Genomic DNA, 24595 nt, shown 5'->3' with positions numbered 1-24595 from the left:
CCTTGCCGGGGCGGCGCCGCTGCGTTTGAAGTGGCAGCCGTTTACTGCGCGCGGGCCTGCAGCGCTGCCACGCGCTCTTCGATGGGCGGGTGCGAGGAAAACAGCTTGCCCAGGCCGCCCGTGATGCCCATGGCCTGCAGGCTCTTGGGCATCTCGCCCGGCACCATGCCGCCCAGGCGGTGCAGTGCATTGATCATGGGCTGCTTGCGGCCCATGAGCTGCGCGGCACCGGCGTCGGCGCGAAATTCGCGCTGGCGCGAGAACCACGCCACGATCATGGCCGCCAGGAAGCCCAGCAGGATGTCCAGCACGATGGTCGTGACCATGTAGCCGATGCCGGGGCCCGAGCGGTTTTCGTTGTTGCGGTTCAGGAAGCTGTCCACCGCGTAGCCGATCACGCGCGACAGGAACACCACGAAGGTGTTCATCACGCCCTGGATCAGCGCCATGGTCACCATGTCACCGTTGGCCACGTGGGCCACTTCGTGGCCGATGACGGCCTCGACCTCCTCGCGCGTCATGCCCTGCAAGAGACCGGTGGAGACGGCTACCAGGGCCGAGTTCTTGAAGGCGCCGGTGGCAAAGGCGTTGGCCTCGCCCTGGTAGATGCCGACCTCGGGCATGGCAATGCCGGCCCTGTCGGCAAAGCCGCGCACGGTCTGCACGATCCAGGCTTCGTCCTGGTTGCGCGGCTCGTTGATGATCTGCACGCCCATGCTCATCTTCGCGATCGGCTTGCTCATGAGCAGCGAGATGAGGGCCCCGCCAAAGCCCATGATGAAGGCGAAGCCCAGCAGCGCGCCCAGGTTCAGGCCGTTGGCCGTCAGGTAGCGGTTCACGCCCAGCAGGTTGGCAACGATGCCCAGCACCACCACGACGGCCAGGTTGGTGAGCAGGAAAAGCGCTATGCGTTTCATTTGGAGAGAAAGGTGAGAGGTTCCACGAAAGGGAGTCAGTCGCCCCGCCTAAGTGGGGCGCGCAGGGGGCGCTTCAAGCGGCGCGGGGCGACCGGAAAACGAGCGGGTCATCATAAAAGCAGGCGGCCTCATTGCCGCCGCACCAGCCGGGTACACCCAGGACCGGCACCGGATTGAACGGCTTGGCGGCCAGGGTATCGGCGTGCAGCCAGTCGGCCAGCCAGGCATCGGCCTGCGCTACTGTTTCGATAGCTGCTGGCGCTTGGCAGACGTGGGCGGTGATGGGCTTTCGCGGATGCACCAGCTTTTCCAGCAGCGCATGGCCGAAGAGCAGCAGCCGCGCGCAGCCCCACAGCGGGCGCAGCTCCACGAAGGCCCGCCGCCATTGGCGCGCCGCCAGCGCCTGGTGCAGCGGCGCGGGCGCGCACAGCACGGCGCCGTTTTCGTCCAGCACCGTGATGGCGTCGCGCAGCGGCCCGCGCGTGGCGCCCACGCCGGCCCGGGCGATGGCGCCCGCCTGCAGCGCGTTGAGCCGGCCCTTGGCCAGGGGCCAGTGCAGCCAGATCAGGCCGTTGAAGAAGTCATGCAGGTTGTCGCGCGTGGGCACGCGGCGCTGCTCGAAGATGAACTGCTCGTAGGCCGTGCCCGGCGTCAGGGCCTGCTGGGGTGCAAAGCGCACGCCGGGGTCCGGCGCATGGCCGGCCGCCACCAGGGCGTTGAGCGCCTCGGCCACGCAGGCGCCCTGCGCCACCAGGGCCGCCGCGCGGCGGCCCGGCGCGGCCAGGTCGGCCAGCCAGGGGCGCTGCCAGTCGATGCCGTGCAGGCTAGCCGGCGGCGCCATGCAGCGGCGGCTGTGGCGCGCGGGCGCTGCGCTTGTCGCGCACGGCCACGCGCGGCGTGCCCTCGTCGCGCAGCTCGAAGGCCTGCGTGGCGGCCAGCAGCTTGGACAGCGTGGCGTAGCCGTAGTTGCGCGCGTCAAACGACGTCTTGTTGCCGATCTGCGTGCCCAGAGCACCCACACGGGCCCAGCCGTCCTCGTCCTGGCAGGCCTGCACGGCGTGGCGCAGTAGGTTCAGTAGGCGGGTGTCCTGGCGCAAGGCAGTGGTGGGCACGCGCAGCGTGGCCGGGCGGGCCGGTACGCCGGGCGCGGGCAGTTCCTGCGACGGGGGAACGGCTTCGGCGGGCAGCGCGTCGGCCAGGTGGCCGGCGGCGCGCGCGGCATCGGCCTCACCCTCCGGCTCGCCGGTGAGCGACTCCAGGTACAGGAAGCGCGAGCAGGCGTTGACGAAGGGCTTGGGCGTCTGCTCGGCGCCAAAGCCGTACACGGCTGAGCCCTTGGCGCGCAGGTGCATGACCAGCGGCGTGAAGTCGGCGTCGGAGGAAACGATGCCAAAGGCGTCGGGGCGATCGGTGTAGAGCAGCTCCATGGCGTCCACCGTCATGGCCATGTCGGTGGCGTTCTTGCGCTTGGAGTAGTCGAACTGCTGGATGGGCCGGATGCCGAACTCCAGCAGCCGGCTCTGCCAGCCCTGCAGGCCGTGCTTGGTCCAGTTGCCGTAGGCGCGGCGGATGTTGATCTCGCCCAGCGTGGACAGCTCGGTCAGGATCTCGTCGATTTTCTCGGCCGGCGCGTTGTCGGCGTCGATCAGCAGGGCGATGCGCAATCCGCGTTCTGAATCCGGCATGGAGCGGCCTTTCGTCTGGTTTGGTGGTCTTCAGCGGCCGGCGTCCATCCGCCAGGCCAGCGCCTCGCCGCCGCGCAGGGGTTTGAGCTCGGCGTCGCCGAAGGGGTAGCTCTCGGGCACCGTCCAGGCCTCGCGGCGCAGGGTGATGGTGCCCTGGTTGCGCGGCAGGCCGTAGAAGGCCGGGCCGTTGAAGCTGGCGAAGGCTTCCAGCTGGTCCAGCGCGCCGGCGGCGTCGAAGGCCTCGGCGTACAGCTCGATGGCGGCATGCGCCGTGTAGCAGCCGGCGCAGCCGCTGGCGTGTTCCTTGAGCTGCGCCGGGTGCGGGGCGCTGTCGGTGCCCAAAAAGAACTTGCCGCTGCCGCCGGTGGCCGCCTGCACCAGCGCCAGGCGGTGCGTCTCGCGCTTGAGCACCGGCAGGCAGTAGTAGTGCGGGCGGATGCCGCCGGTGAAGAGCGCGTTGCGGTTGTACAGCAGGTGGTGGGCGGTGATGGTGGCGGCGGTCTGGGCGCCGGCCTCGGCTACGTACTGCGCCGCCTCCTTCGTCGTGATGTGCTCGAAGACGATCTTCAGCTCGGGGAAGTCGCGGCGCAGCGGGATGAGCTGCTGCTCGATGAACACGGCCTCGCGGTCGAACAGGTCGATATCGGGGCTGGTCACCTCGCCGTGGACCAGCAGCAGCATGCCGGCCTGTTGCATGGCCTCCAGCACCGGGTAGATCTTGCGCAGGTCGGTTACGCCGGCGTCGCTGTTGGTGGTGGCACCGGCCGGATAGAGCTTGGCGGCGACCACGCCGGCGGCGCGGGCGCGGGCGATTTCCTCGGGCGGCAGGTTGTCCGTGAGGTACAGCGTCATCAAAGGCTCAAACTGCAGGCCCGCGGGCACGGCGGCCAGGATGCGTGCCTTGTAAGCCAGCGCCTGGGCGGCGGTGGTCACCGGCGGGCGCAGGTTGGGCATGATGATGGCCCGGCCGAACTGCGCCGCCGTGTGCGGCACCACGGTGGCCAGGGGCGCGCCGTCGCGCACGTGCAGGTGCCAGTCGTCGGGGCGGACGAGGGTCAGGGTGTCGGCAGGGGTGGTGGTCATGGCGGCAATTGTCCCATTCGCCCGCCGACAAAAAACCCCGGCCGCCTTGCAGCAGCCGGGGCAAACCCCTGTGAAGGGGCGAGGGGTCTGGTGTCAGCAGCCGCCGGGGCGGTTGCCGCGCATGGGGATGAGGCCGGAGACAGTGATCTTCACGCCCTTGTCGTTCTCCAGCACCTTGCCCGCCAGGCGGATACGGTCGGTGGAGCGCACCACCGAGACGTCGCTCCAGTCGCTGGAGCCGAATTCGCTGCCCATGAAGGTCAGGTAGGCCTCATAGACCACGCCGGCGTCGGGGCGGTAGCGCACGTCGCCCGATGCCTGGCCTGCGCCGGCCACGCGGTTGATGCCGTCGAACTTGAAGGCGCAGACCTCGGGCTTGGAGCCGATGGGGTCGTTCTTCTCGACGCCCGTGAGGTTGACGTTGCCGTCGCCGTAGATGCCATCGAAGCCAGGCGCCGTGGCGCCGGTCACCGTCAGCACGCCCGTGCGCTCGCTGGGCGTGGGGTCGTCGTCGTTGCCGCCGCCGCAGGCGGCGAGCAAGAAGGCGGTGGCCGTGGTTGCCAGGAGGGTGCAGGCGTTGCGGGCGATGGTGTTCATGGAAAGTCGGCTTGCAAAGAATGGGCGAGAAACTGGGCGTGATCCTAAGAACGCCCGCTTCGCACGCTTGTGCGCGCCGCACTGATGGCGGTGTAGGAGATCGGCGACCCGTGCGTGCGCCGATCTCGCCCCCTTCAAGCCCGCGCCAGCACCGGCGCCAGCGCCACGCCGGTGTGCGTGCCCAGGCGCACCACCTCCTCGGGCGTGGCGGCGGCCACGATGCGCCCGCCGCCCGAGCCGCCCTCGGGCCCCAGGTCGATAACCCAGTCGGCCTCGGCGATCACGTCCAGGTCGTGCTCGATGACGAGCACGCTGTGCCCGCCGTCCACCAGCCGGTGCAGCACCTGGATCAGCCGGTGCACGTCGGCCATGTGCAGGCCCACGGTGGGCTCGTCCAGCACGTACAGGGTGTGCGGCGCCTTCTGGCCGCGGCGGCCGACCTCGTCGCGCACCTTGGTCAGCTCCGTCACCAGCTTGATCCGCTGCGCCTCGCCGCCCGACAGCGTGGGGCTGGGCTGGCCCAGCGTCAGGTAGCCCAGGCCCACGTCCTTCAGGAGCTGCAGCGGGTGCGCGATGGCCGGCATGCTGGCGAAGAACTCCACGGCTTCGTCCACCTCCATCTGCAGCACGTCGCCGATGTTCTTGCCGCGCCAGGTGACGGCCAGCGTCTCGGGGTTGAAGCGCGCGCCGTGGCAGACCTCGCAGGGCACCTTCACGTCGGGCAGAAAGCTCATCTCGATGGTGCGCACGCCCTGGCCTTCGCAGCCCGGGCAGCGGCCGGCGCCGGTGTTGAAGGAAAAGCGCCCGGCCGCGTAGCCGCGCGCCTTGGCCTCCAGTGTCTCGGCGAAGAGCTTGCGGATGGTGTCCCAGAAGCCGATGTAGGTGGCCGGGCAGCTGCGCGGCGTCTTGCCGATGGGCGTCTGGTCCACCTCCAGCACGCGGTCGATGCTCTCAAAGCCGGACAGGCCGGTGCAGCCGACGAGCGGCGGGGCGCGGCCGGCGTCCATGGCTTCGCGCCCGGCTTTGGTGGCGCGCTGCTGCACCCAGGCCTGCACGTTGGCCAGCAGCACGTCGCGCGCCAGCGTGGACTTGCCCGAGCCGGACACGCCCGTGACGGCCACCAGCCGCCTGAGCGGCACGCGGGCATCGACCTGCTGCAGGTTGTGCAGGCTGGCGCCCCGCACGCAGAGCCACGCGGGGGGCGCTTCTGCCGCTACGACTTCGATAGCTGCCGGCGCTTGCTTCTTGCGGGGTTTGGAGGGTTTTGAGGCTGCAACGCCCGTTTCATCAGCGCCAGCAGCTATGGTTTGTATAGCAGCGGCACCGGGCAGCACCGGCCGGCGCGGCTGCAGCGGATGGCGCATGGCGTGCAGCAGGTAGAGGCCCGTCTGCGAGTCGGGCGCGGCCTCGATGTCGGCCACGCTGCCCTGCGCCACCAGGCGACCGCCGCGCTTGCCGGCGCTGGGGCCGATGTCGATGATGTGGTCCGCGCGGCGGATGGTGTCCTCGTCGTGCTCGACCACCACCAGCGTGTTGCCCTTGTCGCCCAGCTGCTTCAGTGCGTTCAGCAAGATGCCGTTGTCGCGCGCGTGCAGGCCGATGGTGGGCTCGTCCAGCACGTAGCACACGCCCTGCAGGTTGCTGCCCAGCTGCGCGGCCAGGCGGATGCGCTGCGCCTCGCCGCCCGAGAGCGTGGGCGCGCCGCGGTCCAGCGTCAGGTACGACAGGCCGACTTCCTGCAGAAAATCGAGCCGGCTCTTGATCTCGGGAACCAGGTCGCGGGCAATTTCCTGCTCGCGTCCGGACAGCTGCAGCGCGTCGATCCACGCCCGCACCTGGTGCACCGACAGCCGCGCCACGCCGGTGATCGGCGTGCCGGCGAACAGCACGGCGCGCGCCACGGCGTTCAGCCGCGTGCCCTGGCAGCCGGGGCAGGCCTGCTCGGCCAGGCCTTCGACCTCGGGCTCGGCAAAGGTCTGCTCGCGGCCCTGGGTCCTGTCGTGCGGGGCGGAGTCGTCCAGCACGGCGCGCTGCTCGCGCGTCAGCCGCACGCCCGTGCCCACGCAATCAGGGCACCAGCCATGCTTGCTGTTGTACGAAAAAAGGCGCGGGTCCAGCTCGGCGTAGCTGGTGGCGCAGACCGGGCAGGCGCGCTTGGTGGAAAAGGCCGCCACGCGGCCGATGCCGGCGGTGGGCAGGCCGCCCTGCAGCGCTGCCTCCAGGCCTTCGATGCCGCTGAGCACGTGCACCACCCCCTTGCCCAGCTCCAGGGCGCGGGCCAGGTGGGTGCGCAGCTCGTCCTCGTGGGCGGCATCGACGCGCACGCTGGCCACGGGCAGCTCCACGGTGTGCTCCTTGAAGCGGTCCAGGCGCGGAAAGCCCGAAGTCGGCAAAAACTCACCGTCCACGCGCAGGTGGGTGTAGCCGCGCGGGCGCGCCCAGTCGGCCAGCTCGGTATAGACGCCCTTGCGGTTGAGCACCAGCGGCGCCATCAGCCCGATGCACTGGCCGCGGAACTGCGTGAGCAGCTGCGCGGCGATGCTCTCCATGGTCTGGGGCTGCACCGGCGCGCCGTCGTGCACACAGTGCTGCACGCCCAGCTTCACGTACAGCAGGCGCAGGTAGTGCCAGACCTCGGTGGTGGTGCCCACCGTGCTCTTCCTGCCGCCGCGCGACAGGCGCTGCTCGATGGCCACGGTGGGCGGAATGCCATAGACCGCGTCCACCTCCGGCCGGCCGGCCGGCTGCACGATGGAGCGGGCGTAGGCGTTCAGGCTTTCCAGGTAGCGGCGCTGGCCTTCGTTGAACAGGATGTCGAAGGCCAGCGTGGACTTGCCCGAGCCCGACACGCCGGTGATCACGTTGAACTTGCCGCGCGGGATGGACACGTTCAGGTGCTTGAGGTTGTGCTCCTTGGCATTGACGATTTCAATGGCGTTTTCGGCCCCTGGCGCTTTGCTGGCGCGCGCCAGCAGCTCACTTTTTTGTAGCGCCGCTGCGGCTTCCTGCGCGCTGTGGCCGCCTTCGCCCAGGGCCAGCTCGTACTCGCGCAGCGCCGCGCCGGTGTGCGACGTGGGGTGCTGGCGCAGGTCCTCGGGCGTGCCCTCGGCCACCCGCTGGCCGCCGGCATCACCGCCGTCCGGCCCCAGGTCGATGACCCAGTCACTGGCCCGGATCACGTCCAGGTTGTGCTCGATCAGGATCAAGGAGTGGCCCGCGTCCAGCAGCTTCCTCAGCGCCCGCATCAGCTTGGCGATGTCGTCGAAATGCAGGCCGGTGGTGGGCTCGTCGAACAAAAACAGCGTGCCCTTCTTGGACAGCGCCTGGCGCGACCGGGACGCGCTGCGCGCTGCCTCGGCCAGGAAGCCGGCGAGCTTCAGGCGCTGCGCCTCGCCGCCCGACAGCGTGGGCACGGGCTGGCCCAGGCGCACGTATTCCAGCCCCACATCCACGATGGGGGTGAGGGCGCGCACCACGTCCCGGTCGGACGCGAAGGACTGCGCCGCCTCGGCCACCGTGAGCTCCAGCACGTCAGCCACGTTCAGCAACCGGCCGCCGCGCTCGATGCGCACTTCCAGCACTTCGGGCCGGTAGCGCTTGCCGTCGCAGTCGGGGCAGCGCAGATAGACGTCCGACAGGAACTGCATCTCCACGTGCTCGAAGCCCGAGCCGCCGCAGGTCGGGCAGCGCCCGTCGCCGGAGTTGAAGCTGAACTTGGCGGCCGTGTAGCCGCGCTCGCGCGACAGGGGCGAGACGGCAAACAGCTCGCGGATGGTGTCCCAGGCGCCCACGTAGCTCACCGGGTTGGAGCGCGCCGTCTTGCCAATCGGCGACTGGTCCACAAACACCACGTCGGCCAGGTGGTCGGCGCCCAGCAGGCGGTCGTGCGCGCCGGGGGCGTCGGTGGCCTTGCCGAAATGGCGCATCAGCGCCGGCGCCAGCACGTCCTGGATCAGCGTGGACTTGCCCGAGCCGGACACGCCCGTCACGCTGACCAGGCGCTGCAAGGGGAAGTCCACCGTGACGTTCTTCAGATTGTGCTCGCGCGCACCCTCCAGGATCAGGCGCGGCGTGGCCTCGGTGACCTGGCGGCGCACTCCCGCGCTGACCTGGCGGCGCCCGCCCAGGTACTGGCCGGTGAGCGTATCGGCGCGGCGCAGCGCAGCCACCGTGCCGTCGAAGACGATGCGCCCGCCCTGCTCGCCCGGGCCGGGGCCGAAGTCCAGCACCCGGTCGGCCGCCAGCATGACGGCCGGATCGTGCTCGACCACCACCAGGGTGTTGCCCGCGTCCTTCAGGCGCAGCATGGCCTCGGTGATGCGGTGCATGTCGCGCGGGTGCAGGCCGATGCTGGGCTCGTCCAGCACGAACAGGGTGTTGACCAGCGAGGTGCCCAGGGCCGTGGTCAGGTTGATGCGCTGCACCTCGCCGCCGGACAGGGTGCGGCTTTGGCGGTCCAGCGTCAGGTAGCCCAGGCCGGAATCGGTCAGGTAGCGCAGGCGGGCCTGGATCTCCTGCAGGATGAGCCGCAGCGCCTGCTGGTCGCCGGCCTCGTCGGCCGCCGGCGCCTGCTGCGCCTGAGCGCCCAGCAAGGCAAAAAAGCGGCGCAGCCGCTCAATGGGCAGCAGCATCAGGTCGTGCAGGCACAGGCCAGGCAGGGCTTGGAGCTGCTCGCGGGTCCAGGCCGTGCCGCGGGGCATGAAGCGCTGCGCCGGCGGCAGCACGGCGTCGGCGTCCTGCTTGCCGCCCACGCGCCACAGCAGGCTGTCGGTCTTGAGGCGAGCGCCGGCGCAGTCGGGGCAGGTGGTGTAGCTGCGGTACTTGGACAAGAGCACGCGGATGTGCATCTTGTAGGCCTTGCTCTCCAGGTATTCAAAGAAGCGGCGGATGCCGTACCACTGCTTGTTCCACTGGCCGTTCCTGAAGCCGGGCGTGCCCTCGACGACCCAGTGGCGCTGCTCGTCGGTCAGCTTGTACCAGGGCGTGTCGCGCGGAATGCCGGCGACCTCGGCATGGCGCATCAGGTCGTCCTGCGCTTCCTTCCAGGCCGGCGTCTGGATGGTCTTGATGGCGCCGGCGCGCAACGTGAGGCGCTCATCGGGCACGACCAGACCCCAGTCCACCCCGATCACGCGGCCGAAGCCCCGGCAGGTCTCGCACGCACCGGCGGGCGAGTTGAAGCTGAACAGGGAGGGGATGGGCTCGGCGTAGCGCAGGTCGCTCTCGGGGCAGTGCAGGCCGGTGGAGAACTTCCAGTCCTGGGGCTCGCCGCCCTCCTCGTCTGCCAGCGCATACACCGTCATGCGGCCGCCGCCGCGGTGCAACGCGGCCTCGATGGCCTCGATCACGCGCGCGCGCTCGGCGCCGGCGATGCGAAAGCGGTCGGCCACCACGTCCAGCAGCTTCTTCGGGCCGGTGGGCGTGGCCACCTCGCGCTCGGCATGCACGCGGGTGTAGCCGCTGGCCAACAGCCACTGCTGCACCTCTTCGGCGCTGGTCGCAACCGGCAGCTCGACCGCGAAGGTGACCACCAGGCGCGGGTCTGCCGCGGCCCCGGCACGCGCGCGCAGTTCGGCGTAGATGCTGTCGGGTGTGTCGTGGCGCACCAGGCGGGCGGTCTGGCGGTCAAACAGCTGGCCGGCGCGGGCGAACAGCAGCTTCAGGTGGTCGTTGAGCTCCGTCATCGTGCCCACGGTGGAGCGCGAGCTGCGCACCGGGTTGGTCTGGTCGATGGCAATCGCCGGCGGCACGCCCTCGACCTTGTCCACCGCAGGCTTGTCCATGCGATCCAGGAACTGGCGCGCGTAGGCGCTGAAGGTTTCCACGTAGCGGCGCTGGCCTTCGGCATACAGCGTGTCGAACACCAGGCTGGACTTGCCCGAGCCGCTCACCCCGGTGACCACCGTGAGTTCGCCGGTGCGGATGTCCAGGTCGATGTTCTTGAGGTTGTGCTGGCGGGCGCCGTGGATGCGGATGAGGCCGTGGGTCATGGAAACTGTTATGGGGGCGCCACGGCAAAATTCCAGCACGCTTTGGGCGGCATCCCCTCGGCCAAGAGGCCGATTGCCCAGTGAACAAAAAACCCCAGTGCGCCAGGCACACCGCGGGTTCGCCCACAGCATCGGCACGCCGCACAGGCAGACAGACACGAAAAAGGCCTCACACCAAAGTGTGAGGCCTCGTTGCCTGCCGGCCTGGCACTGACTGGATCAGGCCGGCATTGCGGGCAGCTTGCGCTGCCGCGGCATCAGAAGTTGTGGCGAACGCCCACGGCGAAGGAGCTGAAGTCCACGCCGGCAGCATCTGTCATATAGGCGGCGCCAGCCTTGTTGTCCACCTTCGTGTAGAAGGCGTAGGCCTTGGTGCGCTTGCTCAGGTTGTAGTTGTAGCCCACGGTCCACTGGTTGGCGGACGAGTCAGCCACGTTGCTCCACTTGGCAGCGCGGCCGAAGTTCAGGTGCAGCTCGGAAGCGCCCATGGCGTACATGCCGGCCAGGCGGAAGTTGTTGCGCGTGCCGCGCAGGTCTTCGTCGTTGCGCTGGTAGTAGCCGCCCAGGGTGAACTGGCCGATGGTATAGGCAGCGCGCAGGCCCAGCTGCTTGTCGCTGTCGATCTGGCTGTAGCCGGCGCCCAGGGCCAGGGGGCCCATGTTGTAGTTGGCAGCCAGGTCGTAGCCGTTCTTGCCGCCAGTGGTCTGCTCATGCAGGCTCACAGCGCCTTCCAGCGTGAAGCCACCCAGGCTGGGCGTGCGGTAGGCGATCTTGTTGGGAACGGCTGCGCGCTGCAGGGGAGTCCACACCGGGTCGTAGTACAGGGCATCCGACGAGGTGCCGGTGTCGTGGTTGTGCATGCTGACGTAGTCAGCGGTGGCGAAGTAGGACTCGGGCGTGAAGTTGCCCAGGCGCAGCATGCCGAAGCCGCCCGACAGGTTCACTTCGCTCTGGCGCGAGAAATTCAGGGGGCCGGAGCCGTCATCGGAGCCAAAACCGGCTTCCAGCTGGAAGCCAGCCTTCAGGCCACCGCCCAGGTCTTCCACGCCCTTGAAGCCGATGCGCGAAGAGTTGTTCTGCATCACGGTGCGGCTGTCGTCACCAATCTTCTGGCGCTCGACGGTGGTGTTCACGCGGCCATACAGCGTCACGCTGCTTTGGGCGAAGACGGCGGAGGTGCCCAGCAGGGCTACGGCTGCCAGCAGAAGACGATTTGCTTTTTGCATTTGCTTTCCTTGATTGCTTGTGTCCATCGGGTGGTAGGCACTGCTGCCACCTGCGTTGGGCCGGTTAGCGCCATGTGCGACTACAGCGCAAATTCTAGGGGCTGCAGCCTTTGCTAACACACTGGAATGTCCAGCCGGCCACTGGCCTGATGTTTTGCCGCCACAGTCGCCCTGGCGCGGCCGCTGCCAAAAGCCAACGGGCCCGCAAGGGCCCGTTGCAGCCGGGGCGCGGCGGGCGCCCCGGGTGGGGTGACGGCCTTCAGTCGTCCGCGTAAATGTCCACGTCCTTGGTTTCGGGCAGGAACAGCGTGCCGATCACGGCCGTCATGCCGGCGATGACGATGGGATACCACAGGCCGCTGTACATGTTGCCGGCCGAGGCCACCAGGGCGAACGAGGTGGTGGGCAGCAGGCCGCCGAACCAGCCATTGCCGATATGGTAGGGCAGGCTCATGGAGGTGTAGCGGATGCGGGTGGGGAACAGCTCCACCAGCATGGCGGCGATGGGGCCGTAAACCATGGTCACCAGAAGCACCAGGTAGCTCAGGATGACCAGCACCATCAGCTTGTTGATCTTGGCGGGGTCGGCCTTGGTCGGGTAGCCGGCGATCTTCAGGTCCTCGGCCATTTCCTTCTTGAAGGCGGCAATGGCGGCGACACTGCCCTCGTCGAACTTGTGGTTGACCACGGTGCCGGTGGGCGCCGTCACGGTCTTGTCGCCGATCTTGACCACGGCGGGCGAGCCTGCGGGGCCGGCCACGTTGTCGTAGCTCACCGAGTTCTGCACCAGGTAGCGCTTGGCGATGTCGCACGAGCTCTTGAAGTCGACCTCGCGGGCCACCGGGTTGCCCTGGAAGGAGCAGGTGGCCGGGTCGGCCGTGACGACCACGCCGGCAGTGGCCTGGGCGTGGGCCAGGTCAGGGTTGGCGGCTTCTGTCAGGGCCTTGAAGACCGGGAAGTAGGTCAGCACGGCCAGCACGCAGCCCAGCATGATGATGGGCTTGCGGCCGATCTTGTCCGACAGGGTGCCGAAGACCACGAAGAACGGCGTGCCGATCAAGAGGGCCGCGGCGATCATCAGGTTGGCCGTGACGGCGTCCACCTTCAGCTGCTGCGTCAGGAAGAACAGCGCATAGAACTGGCCCGTGTACCAGACCACGGCCTGGCCGGCCGTCAGGCCCACCAGCGCCAGGATCACGATCTTCAGGTTCTTCCACTGGCCGAAGGACTCGGACAGCGGCGCCTTGGAGGTCTTGCCCTCGGCCTTCATCTTCTGGAAGGCAGGCGACTCAGACAGCGACAGGCGGATCCACACCGACACGCCCAGCAGCAAGATGGACACCAGGAACGGAATGCGCCAGCCCCAGTCGTTGAAGACCGCCTCGCCCATCACGGTGCGGGTGCCCAGGATGACCAGCAGCGACAGGAACAGGCCCAGCGTGGCGGTGGTCTGGATCCAGGCCGTATAGGCACCGCGGCGGCCGTTGGGCGCGTGCTCGGCAACGTAGGTGGCAGCGCCGCCGTACTCACCGCCCAGGGCCAGGCCCTGCAGCATGCGCAGCACGATCAGGATCACCGGCGCCGCCATGCCGATGGAGGCATAGGACGGCAGGATGCCGACGATGAAGGTGGACACGCCCATGATCAGGATGGTCACCAAGAAGGTGTACTTGCGCCCGATCATGTCGCCCAGGCGGCCGAACACCAGCGCGCCGAAGGGGCGCACCAGGAAGCCCGCCGCGAAGGCCAGCAGCGCGAAGATGAAGGCCGCGCCCGCATCCAGCCCGCTGAAGAACTGCTTGGCGATGATGGCCGCCAGGGAGCCGTAGAGGTAGAAGTCGTACCACTCGAAGACGGTGCCGAGGGACGAGGCGAAGATCACCTTCTTCTCTTCCGGCGACATCGGCCGGTGCGCGGGCTTGCCAGCCAGCGGTGCGGTGTGGGTAGCCATGCGTGTGGTCTCCTGCGTTGTAAGAATGAATGTCGAAAAGGGATGCCTGCAGACACGCGCCGCAACAGAATCGAAGGTGCGCCGTAGTGCTCGGTGGCGGAATATCGATGGCCGATCTGACCGAAAGCTGACATGCGGGCAGGGCCTCTGCGGCCGGCGCTTACGCGGCGCTGACAGCATCCGTGGCAACCCGCAGCGCTTTTTTCTCCATGCGGAAAATGAAGCCCTGGCACTGCGCCCAGACCCTGTCCTGGGTCCTGACACCCGGGTTAACCCGCCCCAAGCAAACAAGGGTTTGCCCCTGCTAGGACAAACCCTTGTTGGATTGCATGGCCGCCGGGGCCACGGGCCGCGGCTGCGGCGCCTTCAGCGCGCCGGGGGCAGGCCCGAGGGCACGGCCGGCGCGGCCTCCCAGGCCGGGCCGTGGAACCAGGCATCGCCCTGCAGGCTGGCGCGCAGCATGGGCAGGCCGTCCAGGCCCCAGAACAGGCGGCCGTCCGCCTCGAACGCCGGCACGCCGAAGACCCCGCGCCCGGCAGCGGCGTCGGTGTTGGCACGCAGCAGGGCCTTGGCCTGCTGGCCGTCCGGGTCCGCTCGCCGCTGCTCGGCCAGCGCCTGCTCCAGCGCCTGCAGCCGCTGCGGGTCCAGCGCGTCGTGCCCGCCCAGCCAGACGTGGCGCAGCACGCTGCCGGCCACGTAGCGGTTGATGCTGCCGTCGTCGCTGCAGGCCAGCGCCAGGCGCAGCAGCGGCAGCGGGTTGAAGGGGTGGCGCGCCGGCATGTCCAGGCCGCAGCCCAGGGCGTGGCCCAGCCAGGAGACGTGCCGGTACGTCCAGTCGCGCTTGGGCGCGATGCCCGCCGGGCCGGGGTTGCCGTGCTGCTGCAGCAGCGCGCCCAGCAGCACCGGGCGGTAGCTGACGTGGCAGCTGATGCCCTCCAGCTCCTGCGGCAGCCGCTCGAAGGCCAGCCAGGCGTAGGGCGAGACGAAGTCCAGGTAGCAGGTGATGTGCTTCATGGATGCAGCGCCTGTGGCAGCGGCACGCCCGCGCGTTGCAGCAGCGCCGCCCAGATGGCGCGGCGCTCATCCGCGCCGGCGCGCGACCAGGCGCGGATTTCGTCGATGGTGCGAAAGCAGCCTTCGCAGTGGCTGCGGTCGGCCGTCATGCGGCACACCGAGACGCAGGGCGAGGGCACGGGTTGTTCACAGTCAGAGCCAAAATGGCCTTCAGCGCTTACCAGGCAAGCGCGAGCAGCTATTAAATCAGTAGTATTCATATGGTATCGGCGCAGACTACATCGGCCAGCGGCGCGCCCGTCAGCAGCACCAGGTCCTGCGGATGCAGCTGAAACACGCCATGCGGATGGCCGGCGGCCGCCCAGATGACGTCAAAACGCAGCAGTTCGCGGTCGATCAGCGTGACCGGGGCGCGGCAGTGGCCGACTGGCGAGACGCCGCCAATGGAAAAGCCCGTGGCCGCCTTGACGAATTCCGCATCTGCGCGGCCGGTCTTGCCGACCAGGGCAGCGACCTTCTTCTCGTCCACGCGCCGGTCGCCCGAGGCGATGACCAGCACCGCCGCGTCGTCGCTCTTGCGCCGAAAGATGATGCTCTTGGCGATCTGGCCCAGCGCGATGCCCAGCGCATCCGCCGCCTGCTGGGCCGTGCGCGCGGCGCCATCGAGCATGCGGGGCGCGTGCGGGTGGCCGGCAGCGGCCAGCACGGCGGCCACGCGCTGCACGCCCTCGGGCAGGGTCGGCGTATCGGAAGCCATGGCGCTCAGCCGGCCCGTTTGTTCAAAAGCGCGGTGGCGACGCGCGAATTCGGCTTGCGGCCCAGGAAATCGCTGATGAACACGCCCGCGTCCACCAGCTGGTCCAGGTCGATGCCGGTCCCGATCCCCATGCCGTGCAGCATGAAGACCAGGTCTTCGGTGGCCACGTTGCCGGTGGCGCCCCGGGCGTAGGGGCAGCCGCCCAGGCCGGCCACGGACGACTGGAAGTTCCACACCCCCACCTCCAGCGCCGCCAGGGTGTTGGCCAGCGCCTGGCCGTAGGTGTCGTGAAAATGCCCGCTGACGCTGTCCAGCGCGTAGTGCTGCAGCGCGGCCTCGATGGCGCGCTGCACCTTGCGCGGCGTGCCCACGCCGATGGTGTCGGCCACGTCCACGCGCTCGACACCGATGTCCTTCATCAGCCCTGCGAGGTACGCCACGCGCTCGGGGGCGATCTCGCCCTCGTAGGGACAGCCCACCGTGCAGCTCATGGCCCCGCGCACGGCGATGCCGGCGGCGCGCGCGGCCTCGACCACCGGGGCGAAGCGCACGATGCTCTCGGCGATCGAGCAGTTGATGTTCTTCTGGCTGAAGGCTTCGCTGGCGGCGCCGAAGACGACGATCTCGTCGGGCCGGTCCTGCACCGCCGCCTCGTAGCCCTTGAGGTTGGGCGTCAGCACCGAGTAGCGCACGCCGTCCTGGCGCGGCAGGGCCTGCATGACGGCGTGGTTGTCGGCCATCTGCGGCACCCACTTAGGGCTCACGTAGCTGGTGACCTCGATCTCGGCCAGGCCGGCGCCTTGCAGGCGCTGCACCAGCTCGACCTTGACCTGCGCCGGCACGGGCTGCTTTTCGTTTTGCAGGCCGTCGCGCGGGCCTACGTCGATGATCTTCACGCGGGTGGGGAGCTGCATGTCTCGAGTTCCATCAAAAATAGTGCTTTGCCGTTCAGTTCAGTAGCCGCGCGCCACGTCCACCATGCCGCTCACGGCCTCGCCGCGCGCCAGGCGCTCGATCTTGCCGGCGATCTGCGCGATGCTCTCGCTGCGCAGCGTGCGCGCCGAGGTGTGCGGCGTGACGGTGATCTTCGGGTGCTGCCAGAACGGGTGCTGCGCGGGCAGCGGCTCGGTGCGGAACACGTCCAGCGTCGCGCCGGCCAGGTGGCCTGCGTCCAGCAGTTCCAGCAGATCCGGCTCGACCAGGTGCGCGCCGCGCGCGACGTTGATGACATAGCCGCCCGGTTGCAAGGCGCCCAGGGTCTCGCGGCTCAGGATGCCTTCGGTCTCGGGCGTGAGGGGCAGCAGGTTGACCAGCACCCGGCTGGCGGCCAGAAAGTCGCGCAGGCCCTCCTGGCCGCTGTAGCAGCGCACGCTCTGCAGGCTGCGCGGTGAGCGGCTCCAGCCGTTGACGGGAAAGTCGAAGTGGCCCACTGCGCGCGCCACGCGCTCGCCCAGCACGCCCAGGCCCAGCACGCCCACGGGGAAGTCGCTGCGCTCACGCGGCTTGCGAAAGCTCCACTGCCCTTGTCGCGCGCTGTCCTCGTATGCATCGAACTCGCGGAAGTGGCGGATCAGCGCGTGGCAGACGTACTCGGCCATCTGCACCGACATGCCGGCGTCCTCCAGCCGCACGACGGCCAGGCCCGGCGGCAGCGACAGGCGCAGCAGCGCGTCCACGCCGGCGCCGATGTTCAGCAGCGCCTGCAGCTGGGGCTGCTCGTCGATGAACTGCTGGGGCGGCGCCCAGACCACGGCGTAATCACACGGCGGCGCGCCGGGCTGCCAGACCTGGATCTCGGCCGCGGGCAGCGCCGCGGACAGACCCTCCAGCCAGGGCTCGGGCCGGGTGCCGGTGCAGCAAAAGGCGATCTTCATGGGCGTGAGCCTAGCACCCGGGCCGCGCGGGCGCGGCTTGAAGCCAAAATGGCCCCAAACCGTTGCTCATCAAGCGCGAGCAGCTATCGAAACAGAAGCAACGCATGCCACAACCGACGGCGCTGGCCGGCCTCAGGCCGCCGCCAGCGTGAGCAGCTCCGCCCCTTCGGCCACCTGGTCGCCGGGCGCGTACAGCAGCTCGGCCACCACGCCGTCCGCCGGCGCAGCGATGGTGTGTTCCATCTTCATGGCCTCCATCACCGCCAGCGCCTGGCCCTTGGTGACCTTGTCGCCCGCCTGCACGGCGAAGGACACCACCTTGCCGGGCATGGGCGCCGTCAGGCGCCCGCCCTCGCCCGCCACCACACCCGCGTGCGCCAGCGGGTCAACGGTGGTGATGCGCGTGGCGCCGCGCGGGGTGAACACCTCCAGCACCTCGCCCTGCGCATAGACGTTGGCGCGCGTGCGCTGGCCGGCGAACTGCACCTCCAGCGCGCCGCCCTGCAGTGGCGTGAAGGCCAGTTCGCCCTCTTGCGCGCCTTCGGTGCCGTCCTGGCCCGCGCCGACGACCAGGCGGTGCGCCACGCCGCGCTGGCCGTAGGTCAGCCAGGCGACGGCCGGCTGGCCGTGGAAGTCGAAGGCAAAGCGGCGGCGCTGGCTGGCCAGCATCTGCCAGCCGTCGCGCTGGCTGAACGGATCGCCCGGCTGCTGATCTGCCTGCTCGCGCACCAGCTGCGCCGCCACGGCGGCGGCGGCGGCCAGCGGCAGGCCCACGGGCTCCTGGTCGAACAGCGCGGCGGCCTCGCGCTGGATCAGCGCGGTGTCGAGCCGGGCGCGCTGGAAGGCGTCGCTGCGCACCACATGGCGCAGGAACTGCACGTTGGTCGCCAGGCCCACGATGTGGGTCTGCGCCAAGGCGTCATCGAGCCGCGCCAGCGCCTGCTCGCGCGTGTCGCCGTGCACGATCAGCTTGGCAATCATGCTGTCATAGAACGGGCTGATGGCGTCGCCCTGGCGCACGCCGTCGTCCATGCGCGGCGTGCCGCGTTCGAAGGCAGTGCAGCCCGGCTTGGCATACACGCGCAGCGTGCCGGTGGCGGGCAGGAACTGGTTGTCCGGGTTCTCGGCGCAGATGCGCGCCTCAATGGCGTGGCCGATGATCTTCAGCTCGTCCTGGCGCTTGGGCAGCGGCTCACCAAAAGCCACGCGCAGCTGCCACTCCACCAGGTCTTCGCCGGTGATGGCTTCGGTGACCGGGTGCTCCACCTGCAGCCGGGTGTTCATCTCCATGAAGTAGAACTTCATGGCTTCCGGCTGCTCGTAGCCGCCCGGCTGCTCGACGATGAACTCCACCGTGCCGGCGCCCACGTAGCCCACGGCCTTGGCCGCCGCGACGGCCGCTTCGCCCATCTGCTGGCGCAAGGCGGGCGGCATGCCCGGCGCGGGAGCTTCTTCCAGCACCTTCTGGTGGCGCCGCTGCACCGAGCAGTCGCGCTCGAACAGATAGACCACGTTGCCCTGCGTGTCGCCGAAGACCTGGATTTCGATGTGGCGCGGGCGCAGCACGTATTTCTCGACCAGCACGGCGTCGTTGCCGAAGCTGTTGATCGCCTCGCGCTTGCAAGACTCCAATGCCGCGGCGAAGTCTTCGCTTTTCTCCACCAGCCGCATGCCCTTGCCACCGCCGCCAGCGCTGGCCTTGATGAGCACCGGATAGCCGATGCCGTCGGCCTCGCGGTGCAGCAGCTGCGGGTCCTGGTCCTCGCCCTGGTAGCCAGGCACCAGCGGCACGCCGGCCTTGTGCATCAGGCGCTTGGATTCGGCCTTCAGCCCCATGGCGGCGATGGCCGAGGCGGGCGGGCCGATGAAGACCAGGCCGGCATCAAAGCACGCGCGGGCGAAGTCCTCGTTCTCGGACAGAAAGCCGTAGCCGGGGTGGATGGCCTGCGCGCCGGTGGCCTTGGCAGCGTCGAGGATGCGCTCCCAGCGCAGGTAGCTGTCCTTGGGCGCGCTGGCGCCGATGTGCACGGCTTCGTCGCAGGCGGCCACGTGCTTGGCCTGGGCGTCGGCGTCGGAATAGACGGCGACGGTCTTGATGCCCATGCGGCGGGCGGTGGCTGCAACCCGGCAGGCGATTTCGCCGCGATTGGCGATCAGGATCTTGTCAAACATGGGCCACCTCCGCAGCGCTGCGCGCCACCCATGGGGCATGAAGCTGGCGCGAGCCGCGCGGGGACAGCCGCGCAAGGGCCGTCCCGCCGCGCTGGCTGTGTCCCCCTGCCCGCAGCGCGCAGCGCTGCGAGAGCGGGGGGAAGGCCCGAAGGGACTCAGGGGGGTGTTGTTTCATGTCAGGCCACCTTGGCAGAACTGGAAAAAAGCGAGGAGATGCGCCGCAGCACGGCGCGCAGGAATTTGAAAAGGACGACCAGCAGCAGCACCGAAAACGCCAGCATCAGCACCAGCGCAATGCCGAACATGAGCGGGTGCTGCGTGGCCAGCCAGACCACGGCGACGACCAAGCCGTCCTCCAGCAGCGACAGGCCCCAGTTGGAGAACGGCTCGGGCGAGGTGTTCACGGCAGCGCGCGTGGTCATCTTGGTGGCCAGCGCCGTGGCCGAGAGCGACCCCCCCAGCAGGCCGGCGACCACGGCCATGGTGGCGTTGTCAGCGCTGAACACGCCGGCCGCCAGCGCCACGCCCGCCGGCACGCGGATGACGGTGTGCAGCGCGTCCCAGGCGCTGTCCAGCCAGGGCACCTTGTCGGCGAAGAATTCGACCAGCAGCATGAAGCCGCTCACGCCCAGCACGGCCGGGTGCGTCAGCACGGCCAGGCCCGCGGGCAGCGCCAGCCAGCCGGCCGCGCCCATGGCGCCCACGATGAACACCACCGCGTACAGCCGAAAGCCGCTGGCCCAGCCCAGGGCCGCGGCCAGCGCCAACAGGCTGGGCATGTCCATGTGCTGCGTGGCGCGCGCCGCCCCTTCGGCCACGGCGCGCGAGGTGCCGGCGTCCACATGCAGCCCCACGGTGTGGAGCCACTGCACGATGCTGAGCCAGAGCTGGTCCATGGCCGGTGCGCCGCTGCGTCAGCCTGCCACCCAGGCGGGCTTGCGCTTTTGCAAAAATGACTGCACCCCCTCGCGGCCCTCGTCGCTCGCACGGATGTCGGCGATGCCCTGCACCGTGGCAGCGATGAGCTGCGCGTCGATGGCACGCTCGGCCACGTCCTGTACCAGCCGCTTGCAGGCGCGCACGGCGTTGGGGCTGGCGCTGGTCAGGGCCTTGGTCAGCGCATCGACGCGCGCGTCCAGCTGGTCGGCGGCCACCGCCTCGTGCACGAAGCCGATGCGCAGCGCCTCGGCCGCATCGAACCGCTCGGCCGTGAGGAAGTAGCGGTGCGCCGCGCGCGCGCCCATGGCGCGGATGACATAAGGGCTGATGGTGGCGGGGATCAGGCCCAGCTTCACCTCGGACAGGCAAAAGCCCGCCGTATCGACGGCCACCGCCATGTCGCAGGCGGCCACCAGGCCCATGCCGCCGGCATACACGTCGCCCTGCACGCGGGCGACGGTCGGCTTCTCGCACTCGTAGATCACGCGTAGCATCTCGGCGAGCTTGGCGGCGTCGGCCAAGTTCTCGCCCCGCGTGTAGTCGGCCATGCGGCGCATCCAGTTGAGATTGGCACCAGCGCAAAACGCCGGGCCTTCGGCGGCCAGCACGATGGCGCGCACATCGGCGCGTGCGCCCACCTCCTGGAACGCGGCGGTGAGCTCGGCGATCACCTCGTCACTGAAGGCGTTGCGGATCTCGGGCTGGGTCAGCGTGATGCGCGCAACGGCGCCGGACTGCGTGATGGACAGGTTGTGGCTCATGCAATGCTCCGGTTTACATGCGGAACACGCCGAACTTCACGTCGGGAATCGGCGCGTGGCGCGCCGCCGCCAGGCCCAGCGCCAGCATGCGGCGGGTGTCGGCCGGGTCGATCACGCCGTCGTCCCACAGCCGCGCGGTGGCATAGTACGGGTGGCCCTGGTCTTCGTACTGCTGACGGATGGGCGCCTTGAAGGCCTCTTCTTCCTCGGCAGACCACTGCCCGCCCCGGCCCTCGATGCCGTCGCGCTTGACGGTGGCCAGCACGCTGGCGGCCTGCTCGCCGCCCATGACGGAGATGCGCGCGTTCGGCCACATCCACAAAAAGCGCGGCGAGTACGCGCGCCCGCACATGCCGTAGTTGCCGGCGCCAAAAGATCCGCCAATGATGATGGTGAACTTCGGCACATTGGCCGTCGCCACAGCGGTGACCAGCTTGGCGCCGTGGCGCGCGATGCCTTCGTTTTCGTACTTGCGCCCGACCATGAAGCCGGTGATGTTCTGCAGGAACACCAGCGGGATCTTGCGCTGGCAGCACAGTTCGATGAAGTGCGCGCCCTTGACGGCCGACTCGGAAAACAGGATGCCGTTGTTGGCGATGATGCCCACGGGCATGCCCTCGATGCGCGCAAAGCCCGTGACCAGCGTGGAGCCGAAGCGTGCCTTGAACTCGTCGAATTCGCTGCCGTCCACGATGCGGGCAATGATTTCGCGCACATCGAAAGGCTTGCGCGTGTCGGTGGGGATGACGCCATACAGCTCTTCCGCTGCAAATTTAGGAGCTGCTGGCGCTTTATCCACGGGCGCTGCAGGCCGATTTCTATTCAAATTGCCTACTGCCTTGCGCGCCAGCGCCAGGGCGTGCAGGTCGTCCTGCGCCAGGTGGTCGGCCACGCCGGACAGGCGGGTGTGCACGTCGCCGCCGCCCAGGTCTTCGGCCGAGACGACCTCGCCCGTGGCGGCCTTGACCAGCGGCGGGCCGCCCAGAAAGATCGTGCCCTGGTTCTTGACGATGATGGCCTCGTCGCTCATCGCCGGCACATAGGCGCCGCCGGCCGTGCACGAGCCCATGACCACGGCGATCTGCGCCAGGCCCTGCGCGCTCATGTTGGCCTGGTTGTAGAAGATGCGGCCGAAGTGATCGCGGTCGGGGAAGACCTCGTCCTGGTTGGGCAGGTTGGCGCCGCCCGAGTCCACCAGGTAGATGCACGGCAGGCCGTTGGCTTCAGCGATCTCCTGCGCGCGCAGGTGCTTTTTCACCGTCATGGGGTAGTACGTTCCGCCCTTGACGGTGGCGTCGTTGCACACGATCAGGCAGTCGGTGCCGGCCACGCGGCCGATGCCGGCGATCAGGCCGGCGCCGGGGGCGGCGTTGTCATACATGTTCAGCGCAGCCAGCGGCGCGATCTCCAGGAAGGGCGTGCCAGGATCGAGCAGCATTTGCACGCGGTCGCGCGGCAGCAGCTTGCCGCGCGCCAGGTGCTTGGCACGGGCGGCCTCGCCGCCGCCTTGCGCCACGCGCTCGACCTGGGCGCGCAGGTCATCGACGACGGCGCGCATGGCAGCGGCATTGGCCTGGAAATCGGCGGAGCGCGGGTTGAGTTGGGTTTCGAGGATCATGGGATTTCAGTCGCTGAGTAGAGGGGCGCGGCAGGAGCGGCTGCTGCTCCCTCTCCCCCGCGAGGGGGAGAGGGTGGGGGTGAGGGGGCGGTTGCAGGCAACGCGCATCATCGGGCTACCGCCCTCACCCCAGCCCTCTCCCGCAGGAGGGAGAGGGAGCGAAGAGGCGAGCGGACTGGCGGTCACGCGGTGCGCGCCTCTTGCAGCCCCAGCTCTTCCTTCATCGCATCGCGAATCTTGAATTTCTGGATCTTGCCGGTGACGGTCATGGGGAAGGCCGTGACGAAGCGGATGTAGCGCGGCACCTTGTAGTGCGCGATCTGGCCCTTGCAGAAGTCGCGGATGTCTTGCTCGGCAGGCTGGACGCCGGGCTTGGCGATGATCCAGGCGCACAGCTCCTCGCCCAGGCGCGAATCGGGCACGCCGACCACCTGCACGTCCTGCACCTGCGGGTGGCGGTACAAAAATTCCTCGATCTCGCGCGGATAGAGGTTCTCGCCGCCGCGGATCACCATGTCCTTGATGCGGCCGACGATGTTCACGTAGCCCTGCTCGTCCATGGTGGCCAGGTCGCCCGTGTGCATGAAGCCGTCCTCGTCGATGGCCTCGCGCGTCTTAGGCAGATCGTCCCAGTAGCCGTGCATGACCGAATAGCCGCGCGTGCACAGCTCGCCGCTCTGGCCCCGCGGCACCACGGCGCCGGTGTCCGGGTCCACGATCTTGATCTCCAGGTGCGGCTGCACCTGGCCCACGGTGGAAACACGCTTTTCCAGCGGCGTGTCGGTACTGCTCTGGCAGCTGACCGGGCTGGTCTCGGTCATGCCGTAGGCAATCGTGATCTGCGACAGGTGCATCTCGCTGACCACGCGCTTCATCACCTCGGTCGGGCACGGCGAGCCGGCCATGATGCCGGTGCGCAGGCTGCCCAGGTCGAACTCCGCAAAGCGCGGGTGGTCCAGCTCGGCGATGAACATGGTCGGCACGCCGTGCAGGCCGGTGCAGCGCTCGGCCTGCACCGCCTGCAGCACCGTGAGCGGATCGAACCCGTCGTTCGGATAGACGATGGTCGAGCCGTGCGTGAAGCACGCCAAGTTGCCCAGCACCATGCCGAAGCAGTGGTACAGCGGCACGGGGATGCACAGCCGGTCCTTGGGCGTGAGCTGCATGCACTCGCCGATGAAAAAGCCGTTGTTCAGGATGTTGCGGTGGGTCAGCGTCGCGCCCTTGGGGAAGCCCGTCGTGCCGCTGGTGAACTGAATGTTGATCGGGTCGGTGTTCGTCAGCTGCGCGGCGATCTCGTCAATGCGCGCGTCATCGTGGTCACCGCGCGCCATCAAGTCGGAAAAGCGCAGCATGCCGGGCTGATCGTCGCCTTCGCCCGCCACATCGATCCAGACGACCGCACGCAAGTCCGGCAGGCGCTTGGCCGCCAGCTTGGCCGGCAGGCACAGGGCCAGCTCGGGCGCCAGCTCGCGCAGCATCCCAAGGTAGTCGCTGGTCTTGAACTGCGCCATGGTCACCAGCGCCTTGCAGCCGACCTTGTTCAGCGCATATTCCAGCTCGGCCACGCGGTACGCCGGGTTGATGTTGACCAGAATGAGGCCGACCTGCGCCGTGGCCAGCTGCATCAGCACCCACTCGGCATTGTTGTGCGACCAAATGCCCACGCGGTCGCCCTTTTGCAGCCCCAGGCCCAGCAGCGCGCTGGCCAGGCGGCGCGCCTCGCGGTGCAGCTCGGCGTAGGTGTAGCGCAGGCCCTGGTGGCAGCTGACCAGAGCTTCGCGCACGCCCTGGCGGCGCGCCATGGCGGCGAAGAAGTCGCCGATGGTCTGCTCGATCAGCGGCGTGTCGGTGGCGCCGCGGGCGTAGGACAGGGGGGCGCTGCCGTCTGTCATGGGCTGTCTCCTTGGAAGGTGTCGCGCGCCCGCCCGCAGCGCTTGCAACTGGCGCACCGGGCGGAAGGCGCAGGATACGCCGGGCCCCGCCCCCGATGGGGCCAGCAAGGTTGCAA

General features: G+C 69.1%; 18 protein-coding genes. All 18 read right to left on the bottom strand.

Annotated elements, in window-relative coordinates:
• Positions 1 to 41: 41 nt before the first annotated feature.
• The 18 genes from htpX to C7H73_RS03980 all read right to left on the bottom strand — a co-directional run bounded on the left by htpX (position 42) and on the right by C7H73_RS03980 (position 24479).
• Positions 42 to 917 carry a protease HtpX gene (gene htpX, locus C7H73_RS04070; protein WP_106845478.1) on the bottom strand — a complete coding sequence of 292 codons (876 nt, stop codon included), beginning with the start codon at positions 915 to 917 and terminating at the stop codon, positions 42 to 44.
• A 73-nt stretch (positions 918 to 990) separates the two neighbouring features.
• Entirely contained in the window at positions 991 to 1758 is a 768-nt protein-coding gene (locus C7H73_RS04065) for a DUF3025 domain-containing protein (protein WP_106845477.1), read from the bottom strand.
• Positions 1742 to 2602 (bottom strand): NYN domain-containing protein, encoded by an 861-nt coding sequence (locus C7H73_RS04060; protein ID WP_106845476.1) that lies wholly within the window; start codon positions 2600 to 2602, stop codon positions 1742 to 1744. Before C7H73_RS04060 ends, C7H73_RS04065 begins: the two co-directional genes overlap by 17 nt.
• Before the next feature lie 30 nt (positions 2603 to 2632).
• On the bottom strand, positions 2633 to 3685 hold the full coding sequence (gene pyrC / locus C7H73_RS04055; RefSeq protein ID WP_106845475.1) for a dihydroorotase: 1053 nt from the start codon (positions 3683 to 3685) through the stop codon (positions 2633 to 2635).
• 93 nt (positions 3686 to 3778) lie between these two features.
• Positions 3779 to 4282, bottom strand: coding sequence for a hypothetical protein (locus tag C7H73_RS04050; protein WP_106845474.1), 504 nt, complete (start codon positions 4280 to 4282; stop codon positions 3779 to 3781).
• A 134-nt stretch (positions 4283 to 4416) separates the two neighbouring features.
• The gene (uvrA, locus tag C7H73_RS04045; protein ID WP_106845473.1) at positions 4417 to 10272 is read right to left on the bottom strand and encodes an excinuclease ABC subunit UvrA; all 5856 of its coding nucleotides are present in this window, start codon (positions 10270 to 10272) and stop codon (positions 4417 to 4419) included.
• 257 nt (positions 10273 to 10529) lie between these two features.
• Entirely contained in the window at positions 10530 to 11498 is a 969-nt protein-coding gene (locus tag C7H73_RS04040) for a porin (RefSeq protein ID WP_106845472.1), read from the bottom strand.
• A 259-nt stretch (positions 11499 to 11757) separates the two neighbouring features.
• Positions 11758 to 13449 carry an MFS transporter gene (locus C7H73_RS04035; protein WP_106845471.1) on the bottom strand — a complete coding sequence of 564 codons (1692 nt, stop codon included), beginning with the start codon at positions 13447 to 13449 and terminating at the stop codon, positions 11758 to 11760.
• A 366-nt stretch (positions 13450 to 13815) separates the two neighbouring features.
• Positions 13816 to 14463, bottom strand: coding sequence for a DsbA family protein (locus C7H73_RS04030; RefSeq protein ID WP_106845470.1), 648 nt, complete (start codon positions 14461 to 14463; stop codon positions 13816 to 13818).
• A complete protein-coding gene (locus C7H73_RS04025; RefSeq protein WP_106845469.1) occupies positions 14460 to 14723 on the bottom strand; it encodes a DUF1289 domain-containing protein in 264 nt (87 codons plus the stop codon). Before C7H73_RS04025 ends, C7H73_RS04030 begins: the two co-directional genes overlap by 4 nt.
• Positions 14720 to 15220, bottom strand: coding sequence for a YbaK/EbsC family protein (locus C7H73_RS04020; RefSeq protein ID WP_106845468.1), 501 nt, complete (start codon positions 15218 to 15220; stop codon positions 14720 to 14722). The genes C7H73_RS04025 and C7H73_RS04020 overlap by 4 nt, the downstream gene beginning before the upstream one ends.
• A gap of 5 nt (positions 15221 to 15225) precedes the next feature.
• Positions 15226 to 16134 (bottom strand): hydroxymethylglutaryl-CoA lyase, encoded by a 909-nt coding sequence (locus C7H73_RS04015; protein ID WP_106845467.1) that lies wholly within the window; start codon positions 16132 to 16134, stop codon positions 15226 to 15228.
• Positions 16135 to 16173: 39 nt separating this feature from the next.
• Positions 16174 to 17094 carry a 2-hydroxyacid dehydrogenase gene (locus C7H73_RS04010; protein ID WP_106845466.1) on the bottom strand — a complete coding sequence of 307 codons (921 nt, stop codon included), beginning with the start codon at positions 17092 to 17094 and terminating at the stop codon, positions 16174 to 16176.
• 132 nt (positions 17095 to 17226) lie between these two features.
• Complete coding sequence (locus C7H73_RS04005; protein ID WP_106845465.1) at positions 17227 to 19266, bottom strand: acetyl-CoA carboxylase biotin carboxylase subunit; 2040 nt, start codon at positions 19264 to 19266, stop codon at positions 17227 to 17229.
• Positions 19267 to 19442: 176 nt separating this feature from the next.
• The gene (locus tag C7H73_RS03995; RefSeq protein ID WP_106845464.1) at positions 19443 to 20162 is read right to left on the bottom strand and encodes a DUF4126 domain-containing protein; all 720 of its coding nucleotides are present in this window, start codon (positions 20160 to 20162) and stop codon (positions 19443 to 19445) included.
• Between the two features lie 18 nt (positions 20163 to 20180).
• Entirely contained in the window at positions 20181 to 20966 is a 786-nt protein-coding gene (locus C7H73_RS03990) for an enoyl-CoA hydratase/isomerase family protein (protein WP_106845463.1), read from the bottom strand.
• Between the two features lie 13 nt (positions 20967 to 20979).
• Positions 20980 to 22584, bottom strand: coding sequence for a carboxyl transferase domain-containing protein (locus tag C7H73_RS03985; protein ID WP_106845462.1), 1605 nt, complete (start codon positions 22582 to 22584; stop codon positions 20980 to 20982).
• A 182-nt stretch (positions 22585 to 22766) separates the two neighbouring features.
• Positions 22767 to 24479, bottom strand: coding sequence for an AMP-binding protein (locus C7H73_RS03980; RefSeq protein WP_106845461.1), 1713 nt, complete (start codon positions 24477 to 24479; stop codon positions 22767 to 22769).
• Positions 24480 to 24595 lie beyond the last annotated feature (116 nt).

This window comes from Pulveribacter suum, from assembly GCF_003013695.1.
Lineage (GTDB): Bacteria > Pseudomonadota > Gammaproteobacteria > Burkholderiales > Burkholderiaceae_C > Melaminivora > Melaminivora suum.
Note: the sequence above shows the minus strand (reverse complement) of the source record. Positions and strands in the feature narration are given on the sequence as shown.